The following is a 26027-nucleotide window of genomic DNA, read 5'->3' as shown; positions in this document are numbered from 1 at the left end:
ATATTGTTAAATTAACAGTTAAAATAATTTCATCTCGTTTCAAGCGCTTAGGTGAGTAATCATCTAAGCGTTTTTGTTTATTAGCAGAATCACAATAGGTTATTAATGTTAATGTTTTTTTTAATGGACAAAATATATAAATAAAACTTAAAAAATAATAACTTAGGTCACATTTATTACTTCTTTTAATAACAAAGTGTTTTCAACTTCTGATATCATGCGCCGCAATGAATAGCGTCCTGCATAAACAATAAATCCTTATAAAAGGAATCAAGGTCGCTGAAATTTCATGTAATAAATGCTGAGTGAACTCGGCAACATAAAATCAAGGGGTTGATTATAATGAGTAATAAACTAGTAAAAGGCTTAGTAGCCTCTGCTGTACTTGCAGCATTAACTGGCTGTGGCAGCGACAACAAAAAAGAGACAGTTGAACCTACTCCAACACCAGTAACTTGTGCTGAAGCTGGCGACGCTTGCGTTAAGTTCACTGTACTTCACACTAACGACAACCATGGTCGGTTCTGGGAGAATAAGAACGGCGAGTACGGAATGGCTGCTCGTAAAACTTTGATTGATCAGCTTCGTGCAGAAGTTGAAGCTGAAGGTGGCACTACACTTCTTTTATCTGGCGGTGACGTAAACACAGGTGTACCTGAGTCAGATCTTCAAGATGCACGCCCTGACTTCATTGGTATGAACTTAATGGAATATGACGCAATGGCCGTTGGTAACCATGAGTTCGATAACCACTTAGATGTAGTTGAAATGCAACGTAAGCTAGCAAACTTCCCAATGCTTGCTGCAAACATTTATGAAACTGAAACTGATGATGACGGTAAAGAAACACTTGTACGTTACTTCGATGCTTACAAAGTATTTGAATTAAATGGCTTACGTGTAGCAGTAGTTGGTTTAACAACTAAAGATACAGTTAAAATTGGTAACCCAGAATTTATTAGTGAGCTAACGTTCACTGATCCAGCTGAAGAAATGAAGAAAGTTATCGCTGAAATTAAAGCAGGTGATAAAGCTGATCTTATCTTCGCTACGACTCATATGGGTCACTTTAAAGATGGCCAGCATGGTTCAAATGCTCCTGGTGATGTTAAGTTAGCACTTGCTCAAGAAGCTGGTGATTTATCTGCCATCATTGGTGGTCACTCACAAAACCCTGTTTGTATGGAAAACTATGATGGTTACAAGCCAGGTGAAGCTTGTACTCCTGATCAGCAAAATGGCACTTTTATCATGCAAGCGCATGAATGGGGTAAGTACGTTGGTCGTGCAGATTTCGAATATTTCAATGATGAACTACACCTATCAAGCTACGAATTAGTACCAGTTAACTTAAAAGTTAAAAACGAAGCTGGTGAGCGTGTATTAGTGGGTGATGCAATTACTCCTGATGCTACTGTTCGTGAAATTCTTCGTCCTTACCAAGAAAAAGGTCAAGCTCAGTTAGATGTTGCTATTGCTAAAACGAATGGCAAATTAGAAGGTGAGCGTGCTGTTGTTCGTAAAGGTCAAACAAACTTAGGTCATTTACTTGCTCAAGCTCAACGTGAAGTTTACGCTGGTGAACCAGCAGATTTCTCTGTAATGAACTCTGGTGGTGTACGTGCTTCAATCGAAGCGGGTGACGTTAGCTACCGTGACGTATTAACTGTTCAGCCTTTTGGTAATAAAGTAATGAAGTTCACCATGAACGGTGCTGATGTTGCAAGCTACATGAATACTGTTGCACGTGTAGACATTGGTGCAAAAGGTTCAGGTGCATACCCACAGTTAGTTGGTATCAAAATGACAGTTAACTGTACTGCTGAAGACAATGGCATTACTATTCACGAAATTAACGGTAAAGATTTTGACGCTGCGGCAATGTACAGCTTCACTGTACCAAGCTTTAATGCTGCTGGTGGTGACGGCTACCCATCATTAATCGGTGACACTGCGTTTGACAGCCTAGTTATGACTCCAGATGCTGGTCACATTGATGAGCAAGCTCTAAAAGCTTACTTTGAACGTGAATCAGAGAACAATACTGTTACTATCGATGTTTCTGAAAGTTCTAAACATGCACCAGTTGCAGCTGACTTAGTATTCGAAAATACTTTAGACGAAGCTGGTAAGGCTTGTTTACTTCCAAGCGCTGAATAATAACTAATTATTCGAATAAAAAGGTCGCTTTTAGCGACCTTTTTTTATATATAAATTCGAGTTTGTGAATTAATTTATTCCTAATCATTATTTTCACTAGAATTCCAATATATTAGCCTGTCTCATTATATTAGATCGCTGCGAAATACTTGAAAGCTCAACATGTCCGGTTTTTATTGAAAATAGCAATAGTTTACTGATGAAGATATTTACAAATTTTTACTGAGTTTTAATTTGTAGCTCCTAGAGGCCGCTCCCAATTAACGATTTCGATTCTCTGTTGTGGATTTTTTGTTTATTCAATACGACGAATGTGAGGTGAAGTAGTTCTACATAAGCATTCGGCAACACAGAAGAAACGAAAAATATACACAGCCCTTCGGGTTACGCCTAAAATTGGCAAACTCTTTGTTACTCATCTTTCATTTAGCTCACTAAACTTCTATCTTCGTGCCTCGATTTCACCAATTTTAGGCAGTAACAAATCGAAATGACTAATTGGGAACGGCCTCTAATAAGTTATGCAAAAAAATAGAAAAAATTAAAGCTACTTAGTTCTGCTTTTTTCACCTAAACTCAAAAAGTGATCAATATTGACAAAAGGATGGAAAATGGAAGGTCAAGAACGTGAAATGAGTTTGAGATTTCTTGCTGAGCCTGCTGATGTGAACTTTGGAGGTAAAGTTCATGGTGGTGCTGTAATGAAGTGGATTGATTTAGCGGCTTATGCCTGTGCAGCTCAGTGGAGTGGTAAGTACTGCATTACAGCTTATGCTGGAGGCATTCGATTTGTCGAGCCGATTCACGTAGGCAATATGATAGAAGTTAATGCAAAAGTACTTTATACCGGAAGAACCTCTATGCATATTGGTATTGATGTTCGAGCAGGTGATCCAACTGAAACAGATAAGTATTTGAAAACTCACTGTTTGGTGATCATGGTTGCAGTTAATGCTGATGGCAAATCGACACCGGTTCCTCAATGGGAACCTAAAACAGAGCATGATATTTATCTTAGGGATTCAGCAATTAAATTGATGGACATGCGGAAAAAGATCGGTGCAGAAATGGAATCATTTGTCCATGAAGCTTAGTGTTTTCTCTAGCACTTCAAAATAGTTTCCTTTCTTTTCCCTCTTCTATGTAGTTTCAAGTTTATCTAATGGTAGACTTGAAACTATGTAACCTATTTGTCACAAAAATAATAATAAATGAATGTTAAGCATTTTTTGGCTTTGGATTATGGAACTCAAAGCGTCAGAGCGATAATATTTGATAAAGCAGGAAAAGCGCTTTATCAGTCTCAAATTAAAGTAGAGCCATTTATTGATGGCGAAAAGGGTTCTGCTGAGCAAAATCCTGAATATTGTTACCAAAAGCTTGTTGAATCAGTCAGGCGTTTGCTTACAGTAAATAATATTGATCCTTCCTTAATATCATCAGTAGCACTAACAACTCAGAGAGCCTCAAGTGTATTGCTTGATAGTGAGCATAAACCGATATCTCCAATTTATATGTGGTCAGATACAAGGCTCGCTGACGAAACTAAACTGTCGACGATGAGTTGGTATTTTCGTTTGGCTTTCAAAATCGTTGGCATGTCCAATCGTATTACCTTTTTGAGAAAGGCTGCTAAGGTAAATTATTTGAAAGAACATAAGCCTGAGCTTATTGATTCTGCCGATAAAGTCGCCTTATTTAGTGGTTATTTGACACACAAAATTACAGCAAAGCTTGTTGATAGTATTGCCAGTCAAGTGGCTTATTTACCCTTTGATTACAAAAAATTAGATTGGGCTCAATCGATAAGTTGGCGTTGGCAGGCTTTAGCTTGCAACCGTGAACAGATGGTTAATTTAGTACCTGCAACGCGTTTTATCGGCAATATATGCGCTAATTTTGCTAAGGACACTGGATTAGAACCGACAACAAAAGTTTATACGGCTGGCGGTGATAAAAACTGTGAAATGTTCGCTGGAGGTTCAGGTGAACTTGGAATTGCCAATGTAAGTTTAGGTAGTGCAGCAAGTATCAGTATAGGGCTCGATACCTTTCAAGAAACCTTTCGATATATGCCTTCTTTCCCTTCGTTACTTGAGAATCAGCATATTAATGAAGTCCAGTTAGAGAGAGGATTTTGGTTGCTGACTTGGTTGATAGATGAGTTTGGGAAAGAAGATAAAAACAAAGCAAGATTGCTTGGCAAAAGCGTTGAAGAATATATTTGCACTGAAATCGAAAGTATTCCTGCTGGTTCAGAGGGGCTGATGTTAAGTCCGACGTGGTCGCAAGGTGTTATTTTTCCTGGGCCTGAAGCTAAAGGTAGTATTGTAGGTTTTACGCCAAAGCATACTCGGTTTCACCTTTATCGTGCAGCGATAGAAGGAGTCTTATTCACTTTAAAAGCTGCATTAATCCGACTGGAAAAGAAACATAATTTTCCAATTGCCGTGGTTAGAGTCACTGGTGGTGGCAGTAAAAGTAAACAGGTCTTACAAATGGCCGCAAATATATTTAATCGACCGATTGAAACGATTGATGTGGATGAAGCCTCCGCATTAGGGGCGGCAATGTGCTGTGCGGTAGGAGAAAAGGTATACCCTGATCTCGTGTCAGCGAGAGATAGCATGGTTAAAATTAAAGAACGTATTCAACCCGAGCAAAATGTTTCTGAGCAATATCAGAATTTATTCTCGGCACACAGCAAAATTTATGGCAAGTTAAAACCAATTTTCAAAGAATTAGTAACTAGGGGATTTTAATGGCAAAAGTCGCATTTATAGGTTTAGGCGTAATGGGTTACCCAATGGCTGGTTACCTTCAAAAAGCCGGACATGAAGTTACCGTGTATAACCGAACTACATCAAAATCAGAAGCTTGGGTAAGTGAGTTTGGCGGTACTTTTGCTCTAACGCCTAAAGATGCTGCACAGGGAAGTGAGTTTGCTTTCACTTGTGTTGGCAATGATGACGATTTGAGGCAAGTTGTACTTGGTGAGAACGGGGTTTTGCAAGGTTTAGAATCTGGTTCTACGCTTATCGATAACACCACAGCGTCAGCTGAAGTGGCTAGAGAGTTATACTCTGTTTTAGCGGATAAAAACATTGGGTTCTTAGATGCACCTGTATCAGGTGGTCAAGCTGGTGCGGAAAACGGAGCGTTAACCGTTATGATTGGCGGCGAGCAATCTGTGTTCGACAAGGCTCAACCTGTGATTATGTCTTTTGCTCGATGTGCCGAACGCATTGGTGATGCTGGAGCTGGCCAACTGGCAAAAATGGTGAATCAAATCTGTATTGCAGGTGTTGTGCAAGGGTTATCTGAAGGCCTCAATTTTGCAAAAAATGCTGGGCTAGATGGCGAAAAAGTTGTGGAAGTGATCAGCAAAGGTGCTGCTCAAAGCTGGCAAATGGAAAACCGATATCAAACAATGCTAAAGGGTGAGTATGACTTTGGATTTGCTGTGGATTGGATGCGCAAGGACTTAGGTATTGCGTTAGATGAAGCACGTAAAAATGGTAGTGCATTACCGTTAACCGCAATGGTTGATCAGTATTACCAAGAAGTACAAAACATTGGTGGTCGCCGATGGGATACATCAAGCTTAATGGCAAGATTAGAGACCTATAAGAACTAAATTAAAGGCGAGGGTTGATGACTCTCGCCGTTAATTATTTTTAGCCTTCGAGCTCAACAACAACATGTTCTAATTCAACAGAAGTCAGATCATGCAGTGCATTTAAACTCGCATTAGCCAAACTGATTTTTCCTTCAGCAGACTCTACCAAAACAGCACGTTTTATTTCACTGTATTGACGGTTGTGTCTCACTAGGTTCGTGAGCGCCATTTGCATTGGTTGCATTGACGGATTAAAAGCCGCATTTTCAGCGTATCGACCTGAATACAGTGAGCCATCTTCTAATTCAAGCGTTACCGCACTGAAACTCTTACTGTATGGCGCATAACTTTTATTCGCCTGATGGGTTGCTTCTAAAACGACGGGATCTTCACTTACTAATTTCATTTGTACAGCTTCAGAAACTAGTAGAGGCGTAGTCACATTTAAATCTTTAGGACCAAACGCATACGGTAAGTAATATGATAAAGGCTGAGTTTCTTGTTCTGGCAAATGGATTCGAATGTTTTGGCTTTCGACAAGTTCATTGATGAATTGGCGACAATGACCACAAGGGCTGTAATTGACAATAATATCGGTAATGTGGCGTTCGCCCAGTAACCAAGCATGGCTAATGGCACTTTGTTCTGCATGAACAGAGTGACCGAGTGCTTCACCTGGTAACTCTAAGTTCGCTCCCATATAAATGTCGCCGCTTGCTCCACGAGCAATAGCACCGACGTAAAATTCACTGATTGGTGGATTAGCCAAAGCAGCAGCAACAGGCAACATCGCCATCAGTAGTTCATGTTCTTGCAAACCACTGATGCGTTGTAATTGTTCTACTTGTTTAGCGTCAAAATGTCCTGAAAATTCATCATCCAATAGCGGCACTAGCGCTTGTGCCAATAAAGGTGGCAATTGGGCAATGCTTTGTACAAATCTATCTTGCATGTCCCGTGTCCTCAATTTTTATGTTTATGGAGCTCGATTCTAAATAAGATCAAACTAAGATAATGCGATTAGCCTCTCATTTATCTGTTGTTTTTCTTAATTATTGAGCATTTGTTAGTCATTTAACCATAAAATTACAAAGACTGTAAGTAACTGCATAATGCGGCTAATAATTTCTGCTTATTCTCATCTGATTCAGTGTCATGAAGCAAGTTCTCAATTTTGAGAATATAATCCGGATCATTAAGTTTAGCTTGGCAAAAATCCTTCCACTTGATTGCTTCATCACTGCTCAATGTTTCTGGATAATTACGAGCCCGATAACGAAATAGCATTTTTTCAAGGCGTGAGTCCTCAAAATTAAGCTCTAATGCTGCTAGATTTTGTGGAGCAGTTTGACGAACGATCGCAATTTTACTTTTATCAGCATGACTAAAGAAACCACCTGAGTATAAAGATTCATCAGGGTCAACATCTTCATTAGTCGTAAAATGACTTTCACTGAACAGCGCAGTCAACTTTTCACGAATATGTGGATTTTGCTTTAATTTTTTATACTGCTCACGAGCAAATTCTTTATTGATGTCTAATCGCTGTGCATTTTCATCGGTCAAAGTTTTAGCCGTAGTGATAAAAGGGCATTTATTCAGGTGAATCTGCTTAACTGAAATCGGCAGCTCATCCTCGCTAAGCTCTGAGCGAGATGTGTACATACGGGTCTTTATTTCTTCGACATCTAAATCAATTAAGGGCTGGATATCCATCGCCAAGTTAATGCAAATAATGGCATTTTTATTATCAGGATGATGGGCAACAGGTGCAATAAGCGTTGTACAACCGTGTTTCGCTTGAATTTTAGAGCTAACGTGAACCAGAGGTTGCATGTTCAAAACATCTACGTGAGCGGATACAGCCTGTTTACGACGTAAATTAAAATAGTAGTCATAAAGCTTTGGCTGTTTGTCTTTAATGAGTTTCGCAAAGGCAATGGTGGCTTTTACATCTGATACTGCATCATGTGCACTTTCATGTGTTAAGCCGTTCTCAGCTGTTAGTCTCTCGAGTTTGAAGCTTGGGCTTCCGTCTTCATTCGTAGGCCAGTTAATGCCTTCAGGACGAAAGGCATAGCAAGCTCTGGCTAAGTCGATTATATCCCAGCGAGAATTGTTGTTTTGCCATTCACGTGAGTACGGGTCAATGAAATTCCTAAAGAAACCGTAGCGACTTACTTCATCATCAAAACGCAAAGAGTTATAGCCAGTGACGCATGTATTGGGCTGGCTAAAAATTTGATGTATGCGTTGCATGAATTCAGCTTCTGGAATACCACGTGTGTTAGCGATTTGTGGTGTTATGCCTGTAACAAAAATGGCTTCAGGTTTCGGCAAGTAATCAGGAGATTGTTTACAGTAAAAGCTGATTGGTTCTTCAATAATATTAAGATCTAAGTCTGTACGAATTCCTGCAAACTGAGCTGGGCGATCTTTAGCTGGGCTAACCCCGAAGGTCTCGTAGTCGTGCCACAATAAAGTTGGCTGTTCGCTAGTGTTCATGTGTGTCCTTTATTGTTGGCACCTGCTCTCTTGGAGCTTGTGTGGTAGCAAGCTATGCTCTCGATACAAAATGAATTGTTGAACCAACTTAATTATCGCTTTAGATGTCTATGTAATCAACAGCGAACGATTCTAACTGATTATCAATAAACCATATTATTATCTTCGAGTGTCTTTTATAACTTTTTAATGAAATAAATCCTAGTTTCCTAGTGTCTCTTTAAACAATTGAAGCATTTGTAAGTTCATTGTTAATAAATTTCTAGGGATAACTATGATAAAACCAATAATAATGGCTGGTGGTTCAGGTACTCGATTATGGCCGTTATCTCGCGAATTATTTCCCAAACAGTTTTTATCATTAGATGGTGAAAGCTCGATGTTACAAGCGACGTTAAAACGATTAGTTAACATTGAACATCAAACACCGACAATCATTTGTAATGAGCAACATCGTTTTGTTGTTGCGGAGCAGTTGAGGACACAGCTTTCTTATAAGTCGAATATTCTGCTTGAGCCTACAGCAAAAAATACTGCACCAGCTATAGCGCTTGCGGCTTTCGATAGCCTAAACAAAGGCGAAGATCCTATTCTTTTGGTTTTAGCTTCTGATCATATCATCAAAAATGAAGATGCTTTTGTCACCTCTGTTCATCAAGCAAAATTAGCGGCTGAAACAAATAAACTCGTCACTTTTGGCGTTGTGCCAAAATCACCAGAAATCGGTTTTGGCTATATAAAGTCAGGTAATGCATTGGAACAAGGCTATGAAGTTGACCAGTTTGTTGAAAAGCCAGACTTGGAAACAGCAAAAGATTATTTAGTGAGCGGTAAATACTTTTGGAACAGTGGCATGTTTATGTTTAAAACCAGTGTTTTTTTAAATGAATTAGAAGCACATCGACCTGAAATCTATAACTCATGTAAGGCTGCATTTGAAACGCTAGAAACTGACAGTGACTTTTCCCGGTTTGATAAAAGCGTTTTTGAAACTTGTCCAAGTGACTCTATTGATTACGCTGTAATGGAAAAAACGAAAAGTGCAGTTGTCGTTCCTTTGGATGCAGATTGGAGTGATGTGGGGAGTTGGTCAGCACTTTGGAATATTGAGAGTAAAGACAAAAACGGAAACTCCTGTAAAGGTGATGTTATGACTATTGATACAAATAACTCCTTTATTTCGGCAAATGATAAGCTGATTGCAACGATAGGTTTGGATGATGTTGTGATTGTCGATACGAAAGATGCATTATTAGTATCAAAACGCTCTGAAGTTCAAAAGGTAAAACAAGTTGTTACTGAGTTGAATGCTCAAGGTCGAATTGAAGCGAAAAGTAGCCGCAAAGTTTATCGACCTTGGGGTAAGTATGATTGCATTGATACAGGTGAACGCTTTCAAGTTAAACGAATAACAGTAAAGCCTGGTGCTAAGTTGTCACTGCAAATGCACCATCACCGTGCCGAACATTGGGTTGTTGTGAAGGGGACAGCAAAGGTTACTAAAGATAATGAAGAAATTCTTCTTACCGAAAACCAGTCGACATATATCCCAGTTGGAAGTATTCATGCATTGGAAAATCCAGGCCTAGTAAACCTTGAATTGATTGAAGTTCAATCAGGCTCTTACCTTGGTGAAGATGATATTGTGCGTTATGAAGATAAATACGGCAGAGCCTAACATGACACCATTAACCTGTTTTAAAGCTTATGATATTCGCGGGCAATTAGGCTCAGAGCTTAATGAGAGAGTCGCTTATGACATAGGACGTGCTTATGCCAGAGAAATTAAGCCTAAAACGGTTGTTTTAGGTGGTGATGCACGAGCAACCAGTGAATCATTGAAAATGGCATTAAGTGAAGGGTTAAGAGTTGAGGGTGTTGATACCTTAGATATTGGTTTAGTTGGAACAGAAGAAATTTATTTTGCTACGTCGAACCTCAATGCTGATGGTGGCATTATGGTTACTGCTTCTCACAATCCAATTAATTATAACGGTATGAAAATGGTGAGAGGGAATAGTGTTCCTGTTTCTGGTGACTCAGGTTTATTTTCAATTAAAGCACTCGCAGAGGCTAAACCTTGGATCCATGAATCTTCACAGAATAAAGTAGGTACCCATAAAGCAACGTCAATTCTTACACCTTACGTTGAAAAGTTACTCACTTACATTGAGGTCGAGCATATAAAACCGCTTAAGATAGTGGTTAACTCTGGCAATGGAACTGCAGGACATGTGATTGATGCTTTAGAGTCAGAGTTTGAACAGCTCAGTGTTCCGATTGAGTTCGTTAAGGTTTTCCATCAGCCTAATGCAAGCTTTCCTAACGGTATTCCAAACCCTCTTTTAGCTGAAAACCGAAAAGCCACAAGTGACGCCGTAATTGAGTATGAAGCAGATTTAGGCATTGCTTGGGATGGAGATTTTGATCGTTGTTTTTTGTTTGATGAGAGTGGTCAATTCATTGAAGGTTATTACATCGTAGGTTTATTGGCTGAGATGTTTTTACGTAAAAATAAAGACGAAAAAATTATTCATGATCCAAGGCTTACATGGAATACCGAAGATATTGTTAAAAGAGCCGGTGGTGCGGCAATAAAAACAAAAACAGGCCATGCCTTTATTAAAGAGCGAATGCGATCTGAGAATGCTATTTATGGTGGTGAGATGTCTGCTCACCATTATTTTAGGAGCTTTTACTATTGTGATTCGGGCATGATACCTTGGCTATTGATTGTCGAATTGATATCAATTTCAAATAAACCTTTATCAAAGCTAGTTAACGAGCGCATCTCACTTTATCCGTCTTCAGGTGAAATTAATTTAAACATTCGCTTTCCCCAACAAGCTTTAGAGGCCGTGAAAAAGAAATATCAGGCTAAAGCTTATGAATCTGATTTAATTGATGGTGTTTCATTTTCTTTTATTGAAAATTCTGGTGTGTGGCGTTTTAACCTGCGTTGTTCTAATACAGAACCGGTAGTGAGGCTAAACGTAGAATCGAAAGAAAGCGATGTTTTGATGAGAGAGAAGACGCAAGAAATAATTACATTTTTGCAGGCATTTAGCGCCTAAAGTGAGGCCATCATCCCTGATGGTTGTTGTTCTATAGGCTGTGAAACATATCACTGATTGCATGGCCTAGCTTATGGAAAAAAGTCTTAACATCACCATCCAATTTATGAAGGGCTCGATTTAAAGGGCCATATTTTTGCAATTGGTCTTTAGCTTTATCTTTATCTTTAGGAATAACATCATGGTTAGGTAATTGCGCCACTAATGATTGCATTTTAGTGATCATTGAACTTAGCGACTTATCCATATCTTGAAATTGCTTTATTTGGTCAGGTGTTAATTGAGTATCAGTTTTACTTGTCGCGGCTGGAGCATGTTTTGGAGCAACCGCTGGAGATGCTATTGATGACATGTCTTGTTCCTCTAATTATTTACTCTGTACATGTCTTATTTTAATTAGAGATGAAATCTTAAATATTAAAATTCTTACATTAAAACCTGAATATGGTCGTACCAGTTGCTGGTTAAGCTTTTTCCAGTACGACGAGATAGGGGGCGGCCTCTGAAAAGTATGAAAAGTGTGATTTTAAGGGTTTATCGAAAATCGTAACGGTTTCATCATCATACTTAATCCAAGTATTTCCTTGGCCTCTCTCAAGGGTATAATAGTGGCCAGAATCTATTGATTCACCATCATGAACAATAATGGATTTTATTTTAAATTTACAAACTTCATACTCTCGTTTAGTGGAATTATAAATTGTTACGTCGAAGGTTTCATCAGTTGGTATTAAGCCCTTTGCTTTAGAAGTGAGCTTAGAAAGTGTTAAATATCCCCCAACACTAGAGGATGAAAACAAACCAACTTGAAGGCGAATCTTTTGAATTTCTTGGGGGTTGGGAGAAGCAATAAAATCAACTTTTCTCCTTTTTGGCCCTCCTGCATACTCAGGAACAACAATCGCGGACCTTTTTGCTGATAATTGTTTACCTATTGTTCTCTTCTTATCAAGATGAAGTACGTAACATGAGTCTGGAGGACCTTTATGTGTTGTCATTTCACCTTCGCTTGGATTTAAAGGAGTAAATTCAGAATTTTCACTAATTTCATGGTCTGAATTTCTAACCTGAGCTAAGTCTACTAAAAATTGAGTAAATTCATGCGAGTCCTCTTGTGTGCTATAACGGTTGCAGAATAGCCTTCTTGCTTTTTTTATACCATCCACTTCATTCTTTGTTAGAGTAAAAGTCTCATTGTTGGGTACTTCAAGTGGTTCTGATTCACTCTCTTGATTTTTATTTTTATGGCACTTTTTTGTTTCTACAGCTTGGCTGATTTTTTCAGGAACATCAGGCTTTTTTTCTACTTCTGTTTGTTGGGGATTAATTATAGTGTTTTTTACTTTTTGAGTAGGAGGCTGGATTGAGGTGTTGGCATATTTTTTTAATAATTTATAAAATTGTTTATGAAGCATGTCTATTTGTATAGCACTGCCTCCGTTTTTTACTTTATGGCATTCATCAGAGAGTGCAGCAAAAGCTGAAGCAAGCTTTTGATAATTTTTTGATTTATTTGGAAAAGAAGAGGCTATTCTTTCGCTCAATCCAGGCTCGCATTCAGAGATAACTTGCTTGAGAGCAGCATTCATGAAGCAAGTTTGTCCATAACGAATAAAGCCTGGAAAAGTACCTTGTATATCAGCTTGACTATCTCTTTGATTTACAAAAAGGCTTAGTGCAGTTGACTCACTAGTTCTCCATTTGAATACATTAATTTTATCGATTACGGTTCTGAGCCCACCGACTCTATTAAAGTCTAAAGTTTTATCTGATGTGCGTTTAACCTTGTAGATTCGGTTTTCAGACGCACCTGTATTGGGGTCTAGGAATGTTAAGTGAAAAGTTTGAGAGTCACCAACCTCTAAGTCACTCAGAGGTTCAATAATGTCTTCCACTCCTAGTACAGAAGCTCTATGTGGGTTCCAAGAAATTTGATATTCAGTTGCCATAATATGTACTCACAAGTAGAGCTATATTTTAGCACTTTGGCTTTATTAGCTTAGTTAATTTCCATTAATAATTAAGTATTAATGTAGATTAATAAAAAGAACTAGTCGGACTAAATTTAATTTCTTGTTGATATGAAAAAGGGAAATTGAATATTCCCTTAAAAGAAGCGCCTTATTATTTCGCAGACAACACTTCAAATAAATGCTTATTTTCTTCCGATAAAGTATCAACTGGTGTTAATACTGCACTTTCTAAAGAATGGTTACAACGGCTTGAACAAACAGCAGCAGTACCTTGAATATAGATCTCTAGCACTTGCTTAGCTTTGGCTAGGCTGGCACCGTAACGGCTGATAACTTGCTCAACGGTTACGTGATGTTTTGGATCGTCCTGCCAGCAATCGTAGTCGGTCGCAATGCCGATTGTGCAATAACAGATCTGTGCTTCACGGGCTAGAAATACTTCAGGCACATTGGTCATGCCAACTAAATCAGCATTAACGGCATTTTTTAGGAATAAACTTTCTGCTTTCGTGCCAAGTCTTGGGCCATCAACACAGGCATAGGTTTTGTTTCTGTGTAATGTGATGTCACACGCTGCGGCGGCTTCTGCTATGCCGTCGGCGAGCGATGAGCAGGTTGGTTCTGCGGTAGACACATGAGCCACTATGCCATTGCCAAAGAATGATTTTTCACGATGATTTTTTACAAAATCAAAATATTGATCTGCGATGGCTAAATCACCCGGTTTTACTTCTTGCTGTAAGCTACCAACCGCAGATAAGCCAATAATTTGTTTAACACCCAAACTTTTTAATGCCCAGATGTTGGCTTTATAGTTTACTTCAGAAGGTAAAAGCTGGTGATTGTTACCATGACGGGGTAAAAATAAAATCTCTTTACCATGGTAAACACCGCGTACAATTTCAGCCGACGGTTTACCAAATGGTGTTGTTATATCGTGTTTTTCTACGGTGATTAGGCCATCAATATTATAAATACCTGTGCCACCAATAATTGCTAACATTTCGTCGTCCTTTTAATTCAATCTTGATAAGTCTGAAACCCAGTCTTTGATTTCATCACGCACTCGGCGGTAGTGGCTTAATGCTTCTTCAGGTGTATTAGCATCTCTTGCCAACTTTGGTGGATCATCAAATTGGCGTTTGATTAGCTGCGTTGTTTGAGCAAAAGTAGGGCAATTACTTGCAGCGTGTTCACAAACCGCAACAACATAATCGAATCTTTTGTTTTCAAATTCATTAAGGGTGTTTGATTGGTGGCGGCTAATATCAATCCCCACTTCTTGCATTACCTTTACTGCAGAAGGGTTAAGGCCATGCGATTCAATACCCGCAGAATAGCTTTCGAATTGCTCGCCTAATATTGCATTAGCAAAACCGTGTGCCATTTGGCTGCGACAGGAATTTCCCGTACATAAAAATAAAATCGATTTCATCGGACTCTCCTTGGTATTACTCTAAATTTCACTACAGCTGGCGCCGTGAGCGAAGCAGCTATAACATCTGTGATGTTTCAAATTGATCTTTTGCGGCATGCTTTCAGTTAATGTGTTTCCCATAAAATAGTCGGGGTCATCATCAACCAACGTGCAAGCGTAAACTTGCATTTCAGTACCTTTTTTGATGATCATTTTTGAGTTGGCACACATGTACTTATCACGCTGTTGCTCGGTCTGATAAGCGGTCATACAGTGAGTCGTAATGTGCGGTACAGATGGTAACGAACCTGGCGGTAAAAAATCTGGAAATGCCACAATATGGGTCTCAGAAGGAATGCCGTTTAATGAAAAAAGGTTTCGATATTGTTGATCAACTTCATCCTGATTTTCATTATTCGCAATATGACGCGCCAGTGATACCGAGAATCCATGCTGATGCAGTTTACGCATACCGATAAAGGCTTTGGCAAAGTTTCCAATGCCTCGACCTTGGTCGTGTTCTTTTTCATCCGGAGAATCAATGCTGATCCGAAATGAAACAGGATGTTGATTTTTACTTTGCAGAGCAATAAGCGCATCAAGACGTTTAAGTAATGGCTCAGTACCGTTAGTCAGCACTAAGCACGGCTTAAACTTTGAGGCGTAATCCAAAATGTCGACAATGTCCTTCGCTAAGAAGGGCTCGCCGCCAGTAAATGAAAACTGTTCGACGCCCATTCCCAAGGCTTCATCAATAAATGGAATGACTTCTTCAAGCTTTGGCGTTAACAAACGTTTGTCTGAAGGGCTAGAACCTTCTAAACAAAAACTGCATTCTAAATTACATTTGGTACCAGTATGGAACCAAAGTTCTTTTAACGTATGCGGCTGAATGTAACCACGTTCATCACCTAATGGTGTGTGAGTCCAGCTGTCCAATTGCTCTGCAATACTCATTAGCAGCAACTCGTCTTTTTTTCGGGAGTAGGGCTACAACAACTTGACGCTGTTTGTGTTTTTTCGATTTTAAAATCAAAGTCTTCAGCTGTGTTTTGATTTTGTTGTGTAAAAAAGCCAAGATGTGTAGTGCCTTGTTCTACAAAATCAAAACTCTGACTGAAGCGAGATTGCTTCAACGTTTGCCAAAGGTTACTACTAACAGCTTTTATTTCGTTATTGATGAAAGTAGTCGCTTGATCGAATGACCATTCGTCTTCATGCTCAGCAATCGTGCCTAAATATTTAATGGTATGACCATAGTCTTGAGCATCAGCTTCCAAACCATCAGCTTTGAATAATCGATAAGTGGCAGAAGTAAAGCGAATATCACCTAGCTTTGCAGCCAATTCATCATTGTCTACGGTGATCACTCGGCTGCTGACGAGCCTTGGCTCAGCAAAACCTACGTTCTTAGCGAGATTTTCAAAGTCATTCCAATAAAGCGCTCCACTCAAACACTCACCGTATAAAAGCGGGTCTTCAACTAACTGGCTCGGCACTCGTCTGTCGGCGTAGACATCAGAAAAGTAAATTTCACCGCCGGGCTTTAAGATGCGAAATACTTCTTTAAGCACGGCATTTTTATCAGGACTGAGATTGATCACGCAGTTAGAAATCACTACGTCAATACTATTATCAGGAATATCAAGCTCATCCAACTTTTCTATGTAGCCTTTTAAAAATGAAGTGTTGGGCTTGGCGAAACCAAATTTATGTTGATGATACTCAATATGCTTGTTGGCAACGGCGAGTTGTTCGTCAGTCATATCCACACCGATAACCGAACCATTTTCACCAACCAATTGTGCTAATGCATAACAGTCACGCCCAGCACCGCAACCCAAGTCAAGAATGTGACAACCTTCTAATGACTCTGGCGTTACTAACCCGCAGCCGTAGTAACGAGTGAGCACTTCGTCATGAATATTCGAAAGTACGGTTTTCATCTGAGTTGAAAGACCATCGTCGGTGCAACAGGCGTTGGTTTGTAGATCGTCAGAGCCTTCTAGTACCTTGCCATAATAATCTTTAACGACATCATGGGTTGAATCATTGTTTGTGTCTTTATCGTTTGGAGTACTGCAACATTGAGAGGTGCTAGTCATCTTGAGTCTCTCCTGAAAAATGGAATAAGTCATTAATGAGCTTAATTAAAGCTTGTCTTGCAGGGCGACTATCGCCGTCAAGATCATCTATTGATTTTTTAAGATCCGTTACATAATCAACATCATAACCAGCGACAGCAGTAGCTACGGTTAATTGTTGCTGTTTGCAGGTTTGCTTGAGTTCAGAGCCTAAAGAATAAGTACTCCAAGCAAGATTTTTGATGTTAGGCCAAGGTACGTTATTCGCCATAATGACCACTCCGCCATCATCGGCATGGCTAAGCGCAATATCGTGTTCTTGTAACTCAGTAAGCACTGATTGATAGTGCGCTTGATTCAATATTGGTGCATCGGTGCCAATAAAAATGAGTTGATTATGGCCTAATTTTCTCAGCTCACTGTCAATAAAGTTGAGTCTTTGACCAAGATTACCGCTCATGCCGTTAGGCAATTGAGACATTACTATGGCACTTGGCATTTGTGATTGCATCCATTGCTTGTCTTCATGATGGGCACAAGCAAGAACAACATTGCCTGTCCAAGCTCGCGCATCTTCAATTGCACAAGCTAATAGCGCATGAGCAACTTTTAATGCGTTTTCAGGTGTCGTTGCTTCTGTGAGCCTTTGCTTACCTTGGTGCAGCTTTGGTCTTTTACAAAAAATAACAAGTGTGGGTAATGGTGCTTTCATCAATCTGTATTTTATTTTTTATGATTGTTTTAAATGACCTGCTTAAGGCGCATTTAATTTCCAATCATAGTCAAAATTGATGTCTGAATTTTTATCCGATGCAACCGCTTCTAATTGTGTTTTTAAAGCGGGTTTTGCAAATGTTTGAATGTGCAGCATAAGCTTTGCTTGATTATCACCAAAGTCTTGAGAAAACCAACTGTAGATGCTTGAAAGTTTCAGCTGATTATTTTGAATATCGACAGCTTTAGTTTGATTTATAAAGCGAGTTGCGGCTTTATTAAGCTGAGCGTCGACATTTTTACTGCTGAATGTTTTATTGGGCAGGTCAGGGCAGCCGACACTGGCGCAGTTGATCACATAATGAATACGTGGATCTTGCCAAATTGGCCTTAAGATTTTGTGCTCAATTTGATTTAAGGTAATGGATTGATCAGCGATTCTGAGTAATTCCATATTCCACGGCCCAGTAATACCATCACCTATATCTTTTATTGAAGTAACCGGATAATGATCAAGCACAACATCAATAGTTAACGCATTATAGAGATTTACCCAAAAGCTAAGCTGTTCGTTTTTATTCAGTGTTCGTGGATCAATAGATTCAAGTTGGTGTAGGTAATCTTTGAGGCTTTTTTTATCCGTTTGAGTGACTTGAGCGTAATTAAACGCACGAACACCTTTCGTTTTTATCTCAACTAAATAGCCATCAAGAACAGTTTGCCAAAGAGAATGATCAATTTGTTGTGTATTGTTTTCGTCACTGATTGCCCAATAGCTTAATGCATTAGGCGTAATTGCAGAATAAAGGGAGTAGCCTTTTATCAGCAACGCTGAAAAGGCAATCCCAATAATGATTAACACGAGTTTTAGCTTGCTCATGCTCGACTGGCCATACGTTTGAGTTGACCTTGTGTTAAATACAGCTTTCCAATCATTGATAAAATACCAATACCTGCTTTTACTGAACCTTTGAGTGTGCCGCTGATCTTGGACTCGCCAATACGAACTTTTGAGTCAACCGAATACTCACTGACTTGCATACCATGGATGATGGCTTTGACTTGCATTTCTACTGTCCAGCCAAAGGTTTTATCTTGCATGTCGATAAATTTGAGTGACGGATAACGTATGGCTCGAAAAGGGCCTAAATCAGTGATCTTCTGTCCCCAAAACAGAGTGATCAAATGACTCGATAACCAATTTCCAAACATTTGAGTTTGGGTAAGGGCACCTTTTTCTATTTTGCCCATGGTGCGAGAGCCAATGGCTAAGTCATCACCAGTCACAATACCTTCAAGCATTGGAATGGCTTGCTGCGCAAAACAAGAATCGTCGCCATCAACAAACAGAACAATGTCACATTCTGGTAAGTTATTGATAGCAGTCAAACAAGCGATGCCGTAGCCCGGTGTGTTTTGGCGAACGGTAATAGCACCAGCGGCCTCTGCCGCTGAGCTAGTGTTGTCGGTCGAACCATTGTCACAAACTACGATATCGTCGATGACTTTTTGATTATCAAACTGCAATGCATTCAGCGCCGAAACAACAACACCAATGGCGTTTTCTTCATTTAGCGCAGGGATCACCACTGCGACTTTATGTCCCTTATACATTACGCACCTCAATGACTCCGTGCTTTTTGGCTTTCTCCGCCATTTGCACAGGGCTAGCAGCTAGCGAATCGACTTTAATCACCTTTGATGTTGCACGATTAATTTCAGCAAATGACAGTGTGCCAGTCGGGCAGGTACTTACACACGCTGAACAACGTACACACTGTGGGTCGGTCATCGGCTTGCCTTTGCTGGCAAATGCCATAACATCGATGCCTTGGTGGCAAATGCTCGTACACTGATTACAGCTGATGCATTTTGATTTTTCGCTGACAATGGCGAATTTACTAAAGCGACTGTAAATGTTCATCAAAGCGGCCAGCGGGCAAGCAAAGCGACACCAAGTTCTACCTGAATACTTGAAGTAAAGGCCGAAACCTAAAACACCCGCAAACAGAATGTCGACAATCCACTTATAATTGAAACCGTTGACCAGTTGGTAATCTTTGTTTTCACCCTTGAAGAACAGATTAAACATCTCGTTCATCCAAGAGTCTGGATAAACCCATCCCAGTACACGAATCACTAATAATACAATTGCAACCAGTAAGATGAATTGCCCAAGCATATTCAGCTTATTCCATTTGGCACCGTGAGGCATTTTGTGGCGTTGAGTATCGCCCATAGTTTCAGCCATTGCACCACAAGAACAAATCCAACTGCAATAGGCGCCTTTACCCCATTTGTAAACGATTAATGGAATAATCACTAACGTTTGAACAGCAGCAATAATCAACCATGCGACTTGTGGTGTATCAGTAAATACCGTGTAGACACCTAACGGCCATGCGAAGATAAAGCTGTATGCATGCCAAAACGCACGTGGGTGTCCCCAATCTGGCCAGTTGTGTGCAGCAAGATCTTGGGCTGAGATGTAGCTTGGGAATAGGGTGTCTGCAAAAGCCTTGCCCGTCCCAGCATCAAATACACCGTTGTAACCTAAATAAGGCAAGATGATCTCAGGTAGCAAAAACAGTGGTAATAGTTGAATAACAAACAAAACAATGGTTTGTCTGGTTACATACGGTGTTTTTCGCCTTTGAATTCGTTGCCAACCAAACACAGCAATTAAGATGGTATAAAGCAAAGTGTAGTAAAAAGAACGACTTTTCAACGATACAGCAATGGTACCAATCAACGTACTGCGATCGTTGACTTGAGCTTGCCACCATTCACCCCAACCAGCAATGAGCGTTGGCATTTGATCTGGATAAGAGAAGGTTCCCCAAAATGAATTGAAGAAACCATAACCTTTCCAATCGTACAAGGCTACCATTGCACCTAAGAATAGGATAAATGCAATCCAACCTTGCCATGTACTTTCACCTTGAATCTTAATCTTTGAACGACGGAAAAAATCTAACGGCGCTTCACGACCCGTTGCCAATAGAACGTTGTCGTTTGCTAAGGTTTCAGTCTGACCTTGCTGACTTTTTAGGGTGACGCTTTTTTCGGTAATTTCGCTTAAGTTGGTGTTCAATTTTAGCGAGACTTTATGTTCATCAACCAGTTGATTTAGCTGCTCAACGTTTTCTGTTTTAGCTCGGCTAAATTCGCCCTTACGGTAAGATAGTGTTACATCAGCATTTTCATTTGCTGTTGCGATGGCAGCTTCGAGTGCACTGTCTCCACCACCCACTATTAGCAGCTTTTTATCCGTGTATACAGCAGGATCGATTAAACGATTACTGACTTTATCGAGTCCTTCACCTTTAACGTTAAGTTTGCGATAACCACCAGAGCGACCAATGGCAAGAATCACTCGATGCGCTTTTAACTTTTCCCCATTTTCTAACGAAACCTCAAGGTGCTGAGCCGTTTTTTCTACATGACTGACTTTCGCAATGGTTGTTGCAATATCATGTTGAGTCAGTTGCTCTTTTAATTCTGAAAGCAGATTCTCTTTATGAGTGATCTTGTCTGAAAACTGCAAATCACCTTCAGGCGTTAAATCCGTTGGGTAAGTATAAATTGGTTTATTTTTTGGGAAGTTTTCAATTGTAGAAAGAGGTTGATTGCCTTCCACTAAAGTAAAATTAAGGTTGTGTTTTTTCGCTTCGATAGCAGCAGCATAACCACTGACACCACCTCCTACGATAATCACATCGGCAGTATCCTCCGCTTGTTTACGTTGAATAAACGCACTGTCATTCACAATACTTATTACTGCTTTTGCGCCAGTATCAGCAGAGAACTTGAGTAACGGTACACCTGTTAAATCACCAACAACATAAACACCTTTAATGTTAGTTGTACCGTTATGTTCGACGACAGGGAGCTTCTCAACTTCCCCATCAGGCCAGCGGCCGTGCAGCCAATGAGTATAATTTTTGATTGTTGTTATCATATTGAGTCACACACTTTCTTGTCAGCATTAAATAAGTCAAATAGCTCAGTTCTACTGGTTATGAGCCAGTGAATTAATTTTATGATTGTAAGTAGATATAAAGCGCCTATAAGATTTACAGGCCATTGTGCTGGCATCCATTGCTGGCAACATAAGAAATTACTGATCACTTCATATGTCAGTGGCATCAGTAATGTCCATGCGATGAGATATATATTAGGTCTTAACGCTAGGAGCGGAATTAACGGCATTAAGTACCAAGGAAATACCACTGGAATTAAAAGTAGCGGTAATGAAACGGCAAGCTGTAGGCAGAGGCCAAAACTGGCATTGTTTTTTTCAGATGGTGTAAGCTTTATGCACACTAAGCCAACTAAAAGTGAACAAATAGCTGCGATACTGAGCAAAACTGCGATTAACGTATAACCTGAAAAGAAAGCGCCTAATGTATTGAACATAGGCGATGCAAATCGCCACTTTTCAAAAAATACACTGATACTTCCTACAGGGTGAAAACCTAATAAAACGGTAAGTGCGTAAATGGCAATAACAGTAGCAACTGTATTTATTGCGAGTACGGCACTGATTTTGAATGCTTTCCTTCCAAGCAACCAAAACATGAATGGAAGCAATAGCATCATAGGTAAAATCTTGAGCGACATACCAATGCCAATGACGATTCCACATGCAGCAACATGGTGTTTCAACCATAAATACACAGCGACAATAATGCAGAGCGTCGTGAGCGCATCCAAATGAAGACCAACACCTGTTTCTAAAATCAATAATGGTGATAGCGCAACAAGTGGAAGGTGCTTCAACATATCAATATGCTGTAGCACTTTGGTAGAAAAATAGAGGGTGAGCAAACCACTCAAAAGCAAGATAACACTCCATGCAAGTTGAGCATGTTCAACGCCAGCCGATGATGCTAAAGCAAACAAACTTAATGCGACTGGAGGATACAAGGTAACGTACTTGGCATGTTCCTGTGGTGGTTGCCACTGCATTCGCAATTCGGTTAACTCAGGATCATCATGGCTCACTCTATATGGATCAATACCTTCATATGCAATTCGGCCATCAAATAAATAGCGGTCAACATCATTTGAAGTGTATGGCATAACACCAATCAGAGCGACTCGTGCAATGATTGCTGCCAAGATAAGTAACTTATAATCTTTCAGTTTTGCTGATGATGGTGCTGAAGCCCATGCCGATAGCATAAAAACGCCCATCAAACTAAATTGCAAAATGATTAGCGACCCCATTTCACTTAAATAAGGTGAAGTAGGCGTATTTTTGATAGCAGACAACCAATGGCTACTAAAACTTGCTAATAGCACACCGATTAAGCTCAACAGGTGTATCCATTTTAGAGTGGTTTGTGAAACTTCATTTGCAAAAAAGTTTGTGAGTTTATTCATACTTTTTACCACTATTTAGACAACTGAAAGTGGCTATAAAAGCTATGAAGTGCAGAAAGTACAAAACCTACGGCAAGCAATAATAAAAACGGCAGCATAAACCAATGTCCTTGAGCCATTGCCCAGAGGAATACAATGGAATAAATCACAGCGATCGCAACTTCAAAAAACGCACCTTTTGGCGGAATAGCACGATATTGTTTTTTCTCAGGTTTAGTTTGTACGACTGCTTGAGCAGGTCTATTTTCTAATTCGCCGGTCTTTGGCGTTCGCACAAATTCGCTGCGTTTACCTAATAATCCTTCAATCCCTGCTTTTGAGTTATTAATCGCCAGTTGAATACCCAAAATCATTAAACTTGGTAACTTTACGAAGGCGCGACTTTTTGAACGATTGAGAACGACTTGACCAAAATAGAGATAAGCTAAATGACCACCAGACGACATGGCGAGTAATGGAATATCCAACCACCATACGTTGACGAAATCGTATTGGTCACGCAGATATAAACTCGGGACTAAGAAAATGAGGGTATCAATCAGCATGACAAAGTAAGCGAGATTATTACCGAGGTGGAAAGTAGACTCGACTTTCTTTTTAAAGGGGATGTTTGATCTCCAAACCGTTGGCAACATTTTCATCATCACTTCAACGCCACCTTTGGCCCAGCGGAACTGCTGACTCTTAAAGGCATTCATGTCTGCTGGTAGTTCACCAGGACAGGTCACATCGTTGAGATAAAGCATTTTCCAACCTGCAAGTTGCGCTCGATAACTCAAATCTAAATCTTCAGTTAGGGTGTCAGCGCTCCAATGCCCAGCATCAATTATCGCTTCTGTACGCCAGATACCAGCGGTGCCATTAAAGTTAAATAACTTGTTACTGGCACACCGCACATGTTGTTCTAGCCCGAAGTGAGCGTCTAGCATGATGGCTTGGACTTTTGTCAGTAGGCTGCTTTTGCGATTCAAATGCTCCCAACGGAATTGCACCATGGCAATGTCTTGTTGGGAGAAATGATGAATCGTTTTAAGTAAAGTATCGTTGTGAGGAATGAAGTCAGCATCGAAAATGGCAATAAATTCACCCGTAGCAGTTTCCATTGCATCTTTTAAAGCGCCTGCTTTAAATCCATGGCGATGCACACGCTGAATGTGCTGAATATTGATACCTTGTTGTTGGTGATACGAGACTCTTTCAGCGATTAAATCACTGGTTTCGTCCGTTGAGTCATCAACAATTTGAATTTGTAATTTGTCTTGAGGATATTCAAGTTGCACGATTGAATCAACAATACGCTTAGCAACTAAACGCTCATTATAAAGTGGTATTTGTACCGTTACTTGAGGTAGCTCAGCAAACTTTTTTGGTTCGGCAGGCTTGTAATTACGGTATTTGTACCAGCGAAGAACCATCGACAAGCGATGAAGGCCAAAAAGACATAAGATGCCCAATAAAACAAAATGACTGGCGATAAAAAACCAACTAATTGACGACATTGTTGAACAACCTTTTGTGAAGCTTTAAATCCGAAACGTTCAATTTTTAAGAAATGCAGAGTATTAAATGCTCTGCATTTCTTTGAAATGCGATTTTAGAAAACTTTTGTTAAACCAAGCTCTATACGATCGCCTTCTAGTACGTTTTCACCATATATTTCACGGGTGTAAGTCACTTCTAAACCGTAACCTTTCAAGGCTTTGTTATCGAAGTTCCAACCGGTTGTTAGCTCAAGTTTGCCTACATCGAACTCAAGTGGATTAGATAGGTTGCCGTTTAATGTATTAGGCGCATCAGAGTTTTCTGCGCTTAAAATTCCGTCTAGCTTGGTACGGAAGTATAAGTTTTTAGTGATATTAAAGCCGTATTCGATGAGGTAGCGATATTCATCAGATGGCGCATCAGCTCTTAAACGGTAACCCGCTTCAGCACCGAAGTAGCCATATTTCCCTAATCCTTTACCGATAAGTACTCTGGCTTCATAATCAACTTGGTGATTGCCTAAGCCATCTTCAGCTTTGTAAAAAAGCGGGGCTTTAACCAAGAAAGACGTTGATAAAACGAATGGTTCAGCTTGCCATTGATACTTCAAACCTAACTCAGTATCGCCGAAGCCTGTAGCACTGCTTTCACCTAAAGCACTGTCTAATTGATCATATGATTGATAGATTTGTGAACCATAAAGAGAAAAGCTATTGCCTAAACCGTACTCTCCGTAGAAAGAAACGCTGTCGCTGTCGAAGTTTTGGAAATTAGGATTGTTTCCTCTATAGCTATCCGCTTCATAGGTCGCATAGCCGAGTTTTGCATAACCAGAGCCTTTTTCGCCAACCCACGCACCAGCTGATGCGTTAGTTGCTGCAAGCATAAAAGGGGCAGAGATTAACAGCGCTTTAAGAGATGTGTTTTTTAACTTGAGATTGTTGATCATAACGTTCACTCTTTGATTAATTATCATTGTTAGCTTTTTGTTAAGACCAAACAAGGCAATGATATATTTCAAATAAAATGAAGAGTTATGCAGTTAAAATGACAATATGAAGCAGAAACAGGTACTTAATGTGCTTGTTTTTTGTGCGGGCAATTGATTTTAATATTTTTTACATCGTTTTGTTGCGTGTAGATGTATAAAATTCACTTATATATTGACCGCCTTTAATTTGAGCAATTAAACGAACTTTTTGTTTAGCTTTTTCATCAGATAAAATCTGTCTTAACGGCGTATCTCTTCCCCAATAATAAGCTGACTTTTCCATTGCTAGTGGGTAACTGGTTGCTTGTTCATGTCGATCTACAAGGAATAAAGTTGCTTTATCGAGCGGGAAAGTTGAATTGATAAAAGTGGTACCGTCCTCATCATAAACGTTAATTTTGAATTTGCCTGAAACTAAAATACATTCTTTAGCAAGCACATCACACTGATTTTCAGGTGTGAGTGTAAACACTCGTTTTTCCTCAGCCTGATTTTCTAGATACGAGTCAGAAATAATATAGCCAGCAATGGTCAGAATGGGCGCCACGAATATCGCTAGTTTTGTGTGCTTATTCATCTTATATCCTTATTATTTTTATAAAGAAGGCTCTGAAAAGTCA

The 26027-nt window shown here is 39.7% G+C and carries 22 protein-coding genes; 6 read left to right on the top strand and 16 right to left on the bottom strand.

Translation table 11 applies throughout. The features are described from left to right. Positions 1-342: 342 nt before the first annotated feature. From ushA to AC1EU2_RS13085, 4 genes are all read left to right on the top strand, one after another. Entirely contained in the window at positions 343-2160 is a 1818-nt protein-coding gene (gene ushA, locus AC1EU2_RS13100; protein ID WP_480298723.1) for a bifunctional UDP-sugar hydrolase/5'-nucleotidase UshA, read from the top strand. Positions 2161-2771: 611 nt separating this feature from the next. Next, positions 2772-3254 (top strand): acyl-CoA thioesterase, encoded by a 483-nt coding sequence (locus tag AC1EU2_RS13095; RefSeq protein ID WP_480298722.1) that lies wholly within the window; start codon positions 2772-2774, stop codon positions 3252-3254. A gap of 117 nt (positions 3255-3371) precedes the next feature. Continuing rightward, a complete protein-coding gene (locus AC1EU2_RS13090) occupies positions 3372-4922 on the top strand; it encodes an FGGY-family carbohydrate kinase (protein ID WP_480298721.1) in 1551 nt (516 codons plus the stop codon). Beyond that, entirely contained in the window at positions 4922-5797 is an 876-nt protein-coding gene (locus tag AC1EU2_RS13085; protein ID WP_480298720.1) for an NAD(P)-dependent oxidoreductase, read from the top strand. The genes AC1EU2_RS13090 and AC1EU2_RS13085 overlap by 1 nt, the downstream gene beginning before the upstream one ends. A 40-nt stretch (positions 5798-5837) precedes the next feature. Here AC1EU2_RS13085 and cdd read toward each other — a convergent pair whose 3' ends face one another. Beyond that, complete coding sequence (cdd, locus tag AC1EU2_RS13080; protein ID WP_480298719.1) at positions 5838-6731, bottom strand: cytidine deaminase; 894 nt, start codon at positions 6729-6731, stop codon at positions 5838-5840. 134 nt (positions 6732-6865) lie between these two features. Continuing rightward, positions 6866-8284 (bottom strand): exodeoxyribonuclease I, encoded by a 1419-nt coding sequence (gene sbcB / locus AC1EU2_RS13075; protein WP_480298718.1) that lies wholly within the window; start codon positions 8282-8284, stop codon positions 6866-6868. Between the two features lie 274 nt (positions 8285-8558). Between sbcB and AC1EU2_RS13070 the strand changes: the two genes are divergently transcribed. Both AC1EU2_RS13070 and AC1EU2_RS13065 read left to right on the top strand, forming a co-directional pair. Then, positions 8559-9962: a mannose-1-phosphate guanylyltransferase/mannose-6-phosphate isomerase gene (locus AC1EU2_RS13070; RefSeq protein ID WP_480298717.1), complete on the top strand. Its 1404-nt coding sequence runs from the start codon at positions 8559-8561 to the stop codon at positions 9960-9962. 1 nt (position 9963) lies between these two features. Continuing rightward, positions 9964-11358: a phosphohexomutase domain-containing protein gene (locus AC1EU2_RS13065; RefSeq protein ID WP_480298716.1), complete on the top strand. Its 1395-nt coding sequence runs from the start codon at positions 9964-9966 to the stop codon at positions 11356-11358. A 31-nt stretch (positions 11359-11389) separates the two neighbouring features. Here the strand turns inward: AC1EU2_RS13065 and AC1EU2_RS13060 are convergent, their stop codons facing one another. The 14 genes from AC1EU2_RS13060 to AC1EU2_RS12995 all read right to left on the bottom strand — a co-directional run bounded on the left by AC1EU2_RS13060 (position 11390) and on the right by AC1EU2_RS12995 (position 25984). After that, entirely contained in the window at positions 11390-11710 is a 321-nt protein-coding gene (locus AC1EU2_RS13060) for a hypothetical protein (protein ID WP_480298715.1), read from the bottom strand. Positions 11711-11822: 112 nt separating this feature from the next. Then, positions 11823-13307 (bottom strand): ubiquitin carboxyl-terminal hydrolase, encoded by a 1485-nt coding sequence (locus tag AC1EU2_RS13055; protein WP_480298714.1) that lies wholly within the window; start codon positions 13305-13307, stop codon positions 11823-11825. Between the two features lie 175 nt (positions 13308-13482). Further along, positions 13483-14334 carry an S-methyl-5'-thioadenosine phosphorylase gene (gene mtnP / locus AC1EU2_RS13050; protein WP_480298713.1) on the bottom strand — a complete coding sequence of 284 codons (852 nt, stop codon included), beginning with the start codon at positions 14332-14334 and terminating at the stop codon, positions 13483-13485. A gap of 12 nt (positions 14335-14346) precedes the next feature. Continuing rightward, positions 14347-14766, bottom strand: coding sequence for an arsenate reductase ArsC (locus AC1EU2_RS13045; RefSeq protein ID WP_480298712.1), 420 nt, complete (start codon positions 14764-14766; stop codon positions 14347-14349). A 21-nt stretch (positions 14767-14787) separates the two neighbouring features. Next, complete coding sequence (locus tag AC1EU2_RS13040; RefSeq protein WP_480298711.1) at positions 14788-15705, bottom strand: radical SAM protein; 918 nt, start codon at positions 15703-15705, stop codon at positions 14788-14790. Further along, positions 15705-16853, bottom strand: a complete 1149-nt coding sequence (locus AC1EU2_RS13035; protein ID WP_480298710.1) for a methyltransferase domain-containing protein — start codon at positions 16851-16853, stop codon at positions 15705-15707. The genes AC1EU2_RS13040 and AC1EU2_RS13035 overlap by 1 nt, the downstream gene beginning before the upstream one ends. Further along, positions 16846-17544, bottom strand: a complete 699-nt coding sequence (locus tag AC1EU2_RS13030; protein ID WP_480298709.1) for a TIGR04282 family arsenosugar biosynthesis glycosyltransferase — start codon at positions 17542-17544, stop codon at positions 16846-16848. Before AC1EU2_RS13030 ends, AC1EU2_RS13035 begins: the two co-directional genes overlap by 8 nt. Positions 17545-17586: 42 nt before the next feature. Then, positions 17587-18426 (bottom strand): DUF547 domain-containing protein, encoded by an 840-nt coding sequence (locus AC1EU2_RS13025; protein ID WP_480298708.1) that lies wholly within the window; start codon positions 18424-18426, stop codon positions 17587-17589. Further along, positions 18423-19160 (bottom strand): glycosyltransferase family 2 protein, encoded by a 738-nt coding sequence (locus AC1EU2_RS13020; protein ID WP_480298707.1) that lies wholly within the window; start codon positions 19158-19160, stop codon positions 18423-18425. The genes AC1EU2_RS13025 and AC1EU2_RS13020 overlap by 4 nt, the downstream gene beginning before the upstream one ends. Beyond that, complete coding sequence (locus tag AC1EU2_RS13015) at positions 19153-21507, bottom strand: NAD(P)-binding domain-containing protein (protein ID WP_480298706.1); 2355 nt, start codon at positions 21505-21507, stop codon at positions 19153-19155. The genes AC1EU2_RS13020 and AC1EU2_RS13015 overlap by 8 nt, the downstream gene beginning before the upstream one ends. Continuing rightward, complete coding sequence (locus tag AC1EU2_RS13010) at positions 21504-22934, bottom strand: MptA/MptB family glycosyltransferase (protein ID WP_480298705.1); 1431 nt, start codon at positions 22932-22934, stop codon at positions 21504-21506. The genes AC1EU2_RS13015 and AC1EU2_RS13010 overlap by 4 nt, the downstream gene beginning before the upstream one ends. 11 nt (positions 22935-22945) lie before the next feature. Further along, positions 22946-24433, bottom strand: a complete 1488-nt coding sequence (locus tag AC1EU2_RS13005) for a glycosyltransferase (protein WP_480298704.1) — start codon at positions 24431-24433, stop codon at positions 22946-22948. A 95-nt stretch (positions 24434-24528) separates the two neighbouring features. Then, positions 24529-25365, bottom strand: coding sequence for a hypothetical protein (locus tag AC1EU2_RS13000; protein WP_480298703.1), 837 nt, complete (start codon positions 25363-25365; stop codon positions 24529-24531). A gap of 169 nt (positions 25366-25534) precedes the next feature. Further along, entirely contained in the window at positions 25535-25984 is a 450-nt protein-coding gene (locus AC1EU2_RS12995) for a hypothetical protein (RefSeq protein ID WP_480298702.1), read from the bottom strand. Positions 25985-26027 lie beyond the last annotated feature (43 nt).

It is taken from the genome of Parashewanella sp. 2304DJ23-3, assembly GCF_056591695.1.
Note: the sequence above shows the minus strand (reverse complement) of the source record. Positions and strands in the feature narration are given on the sequence as shown.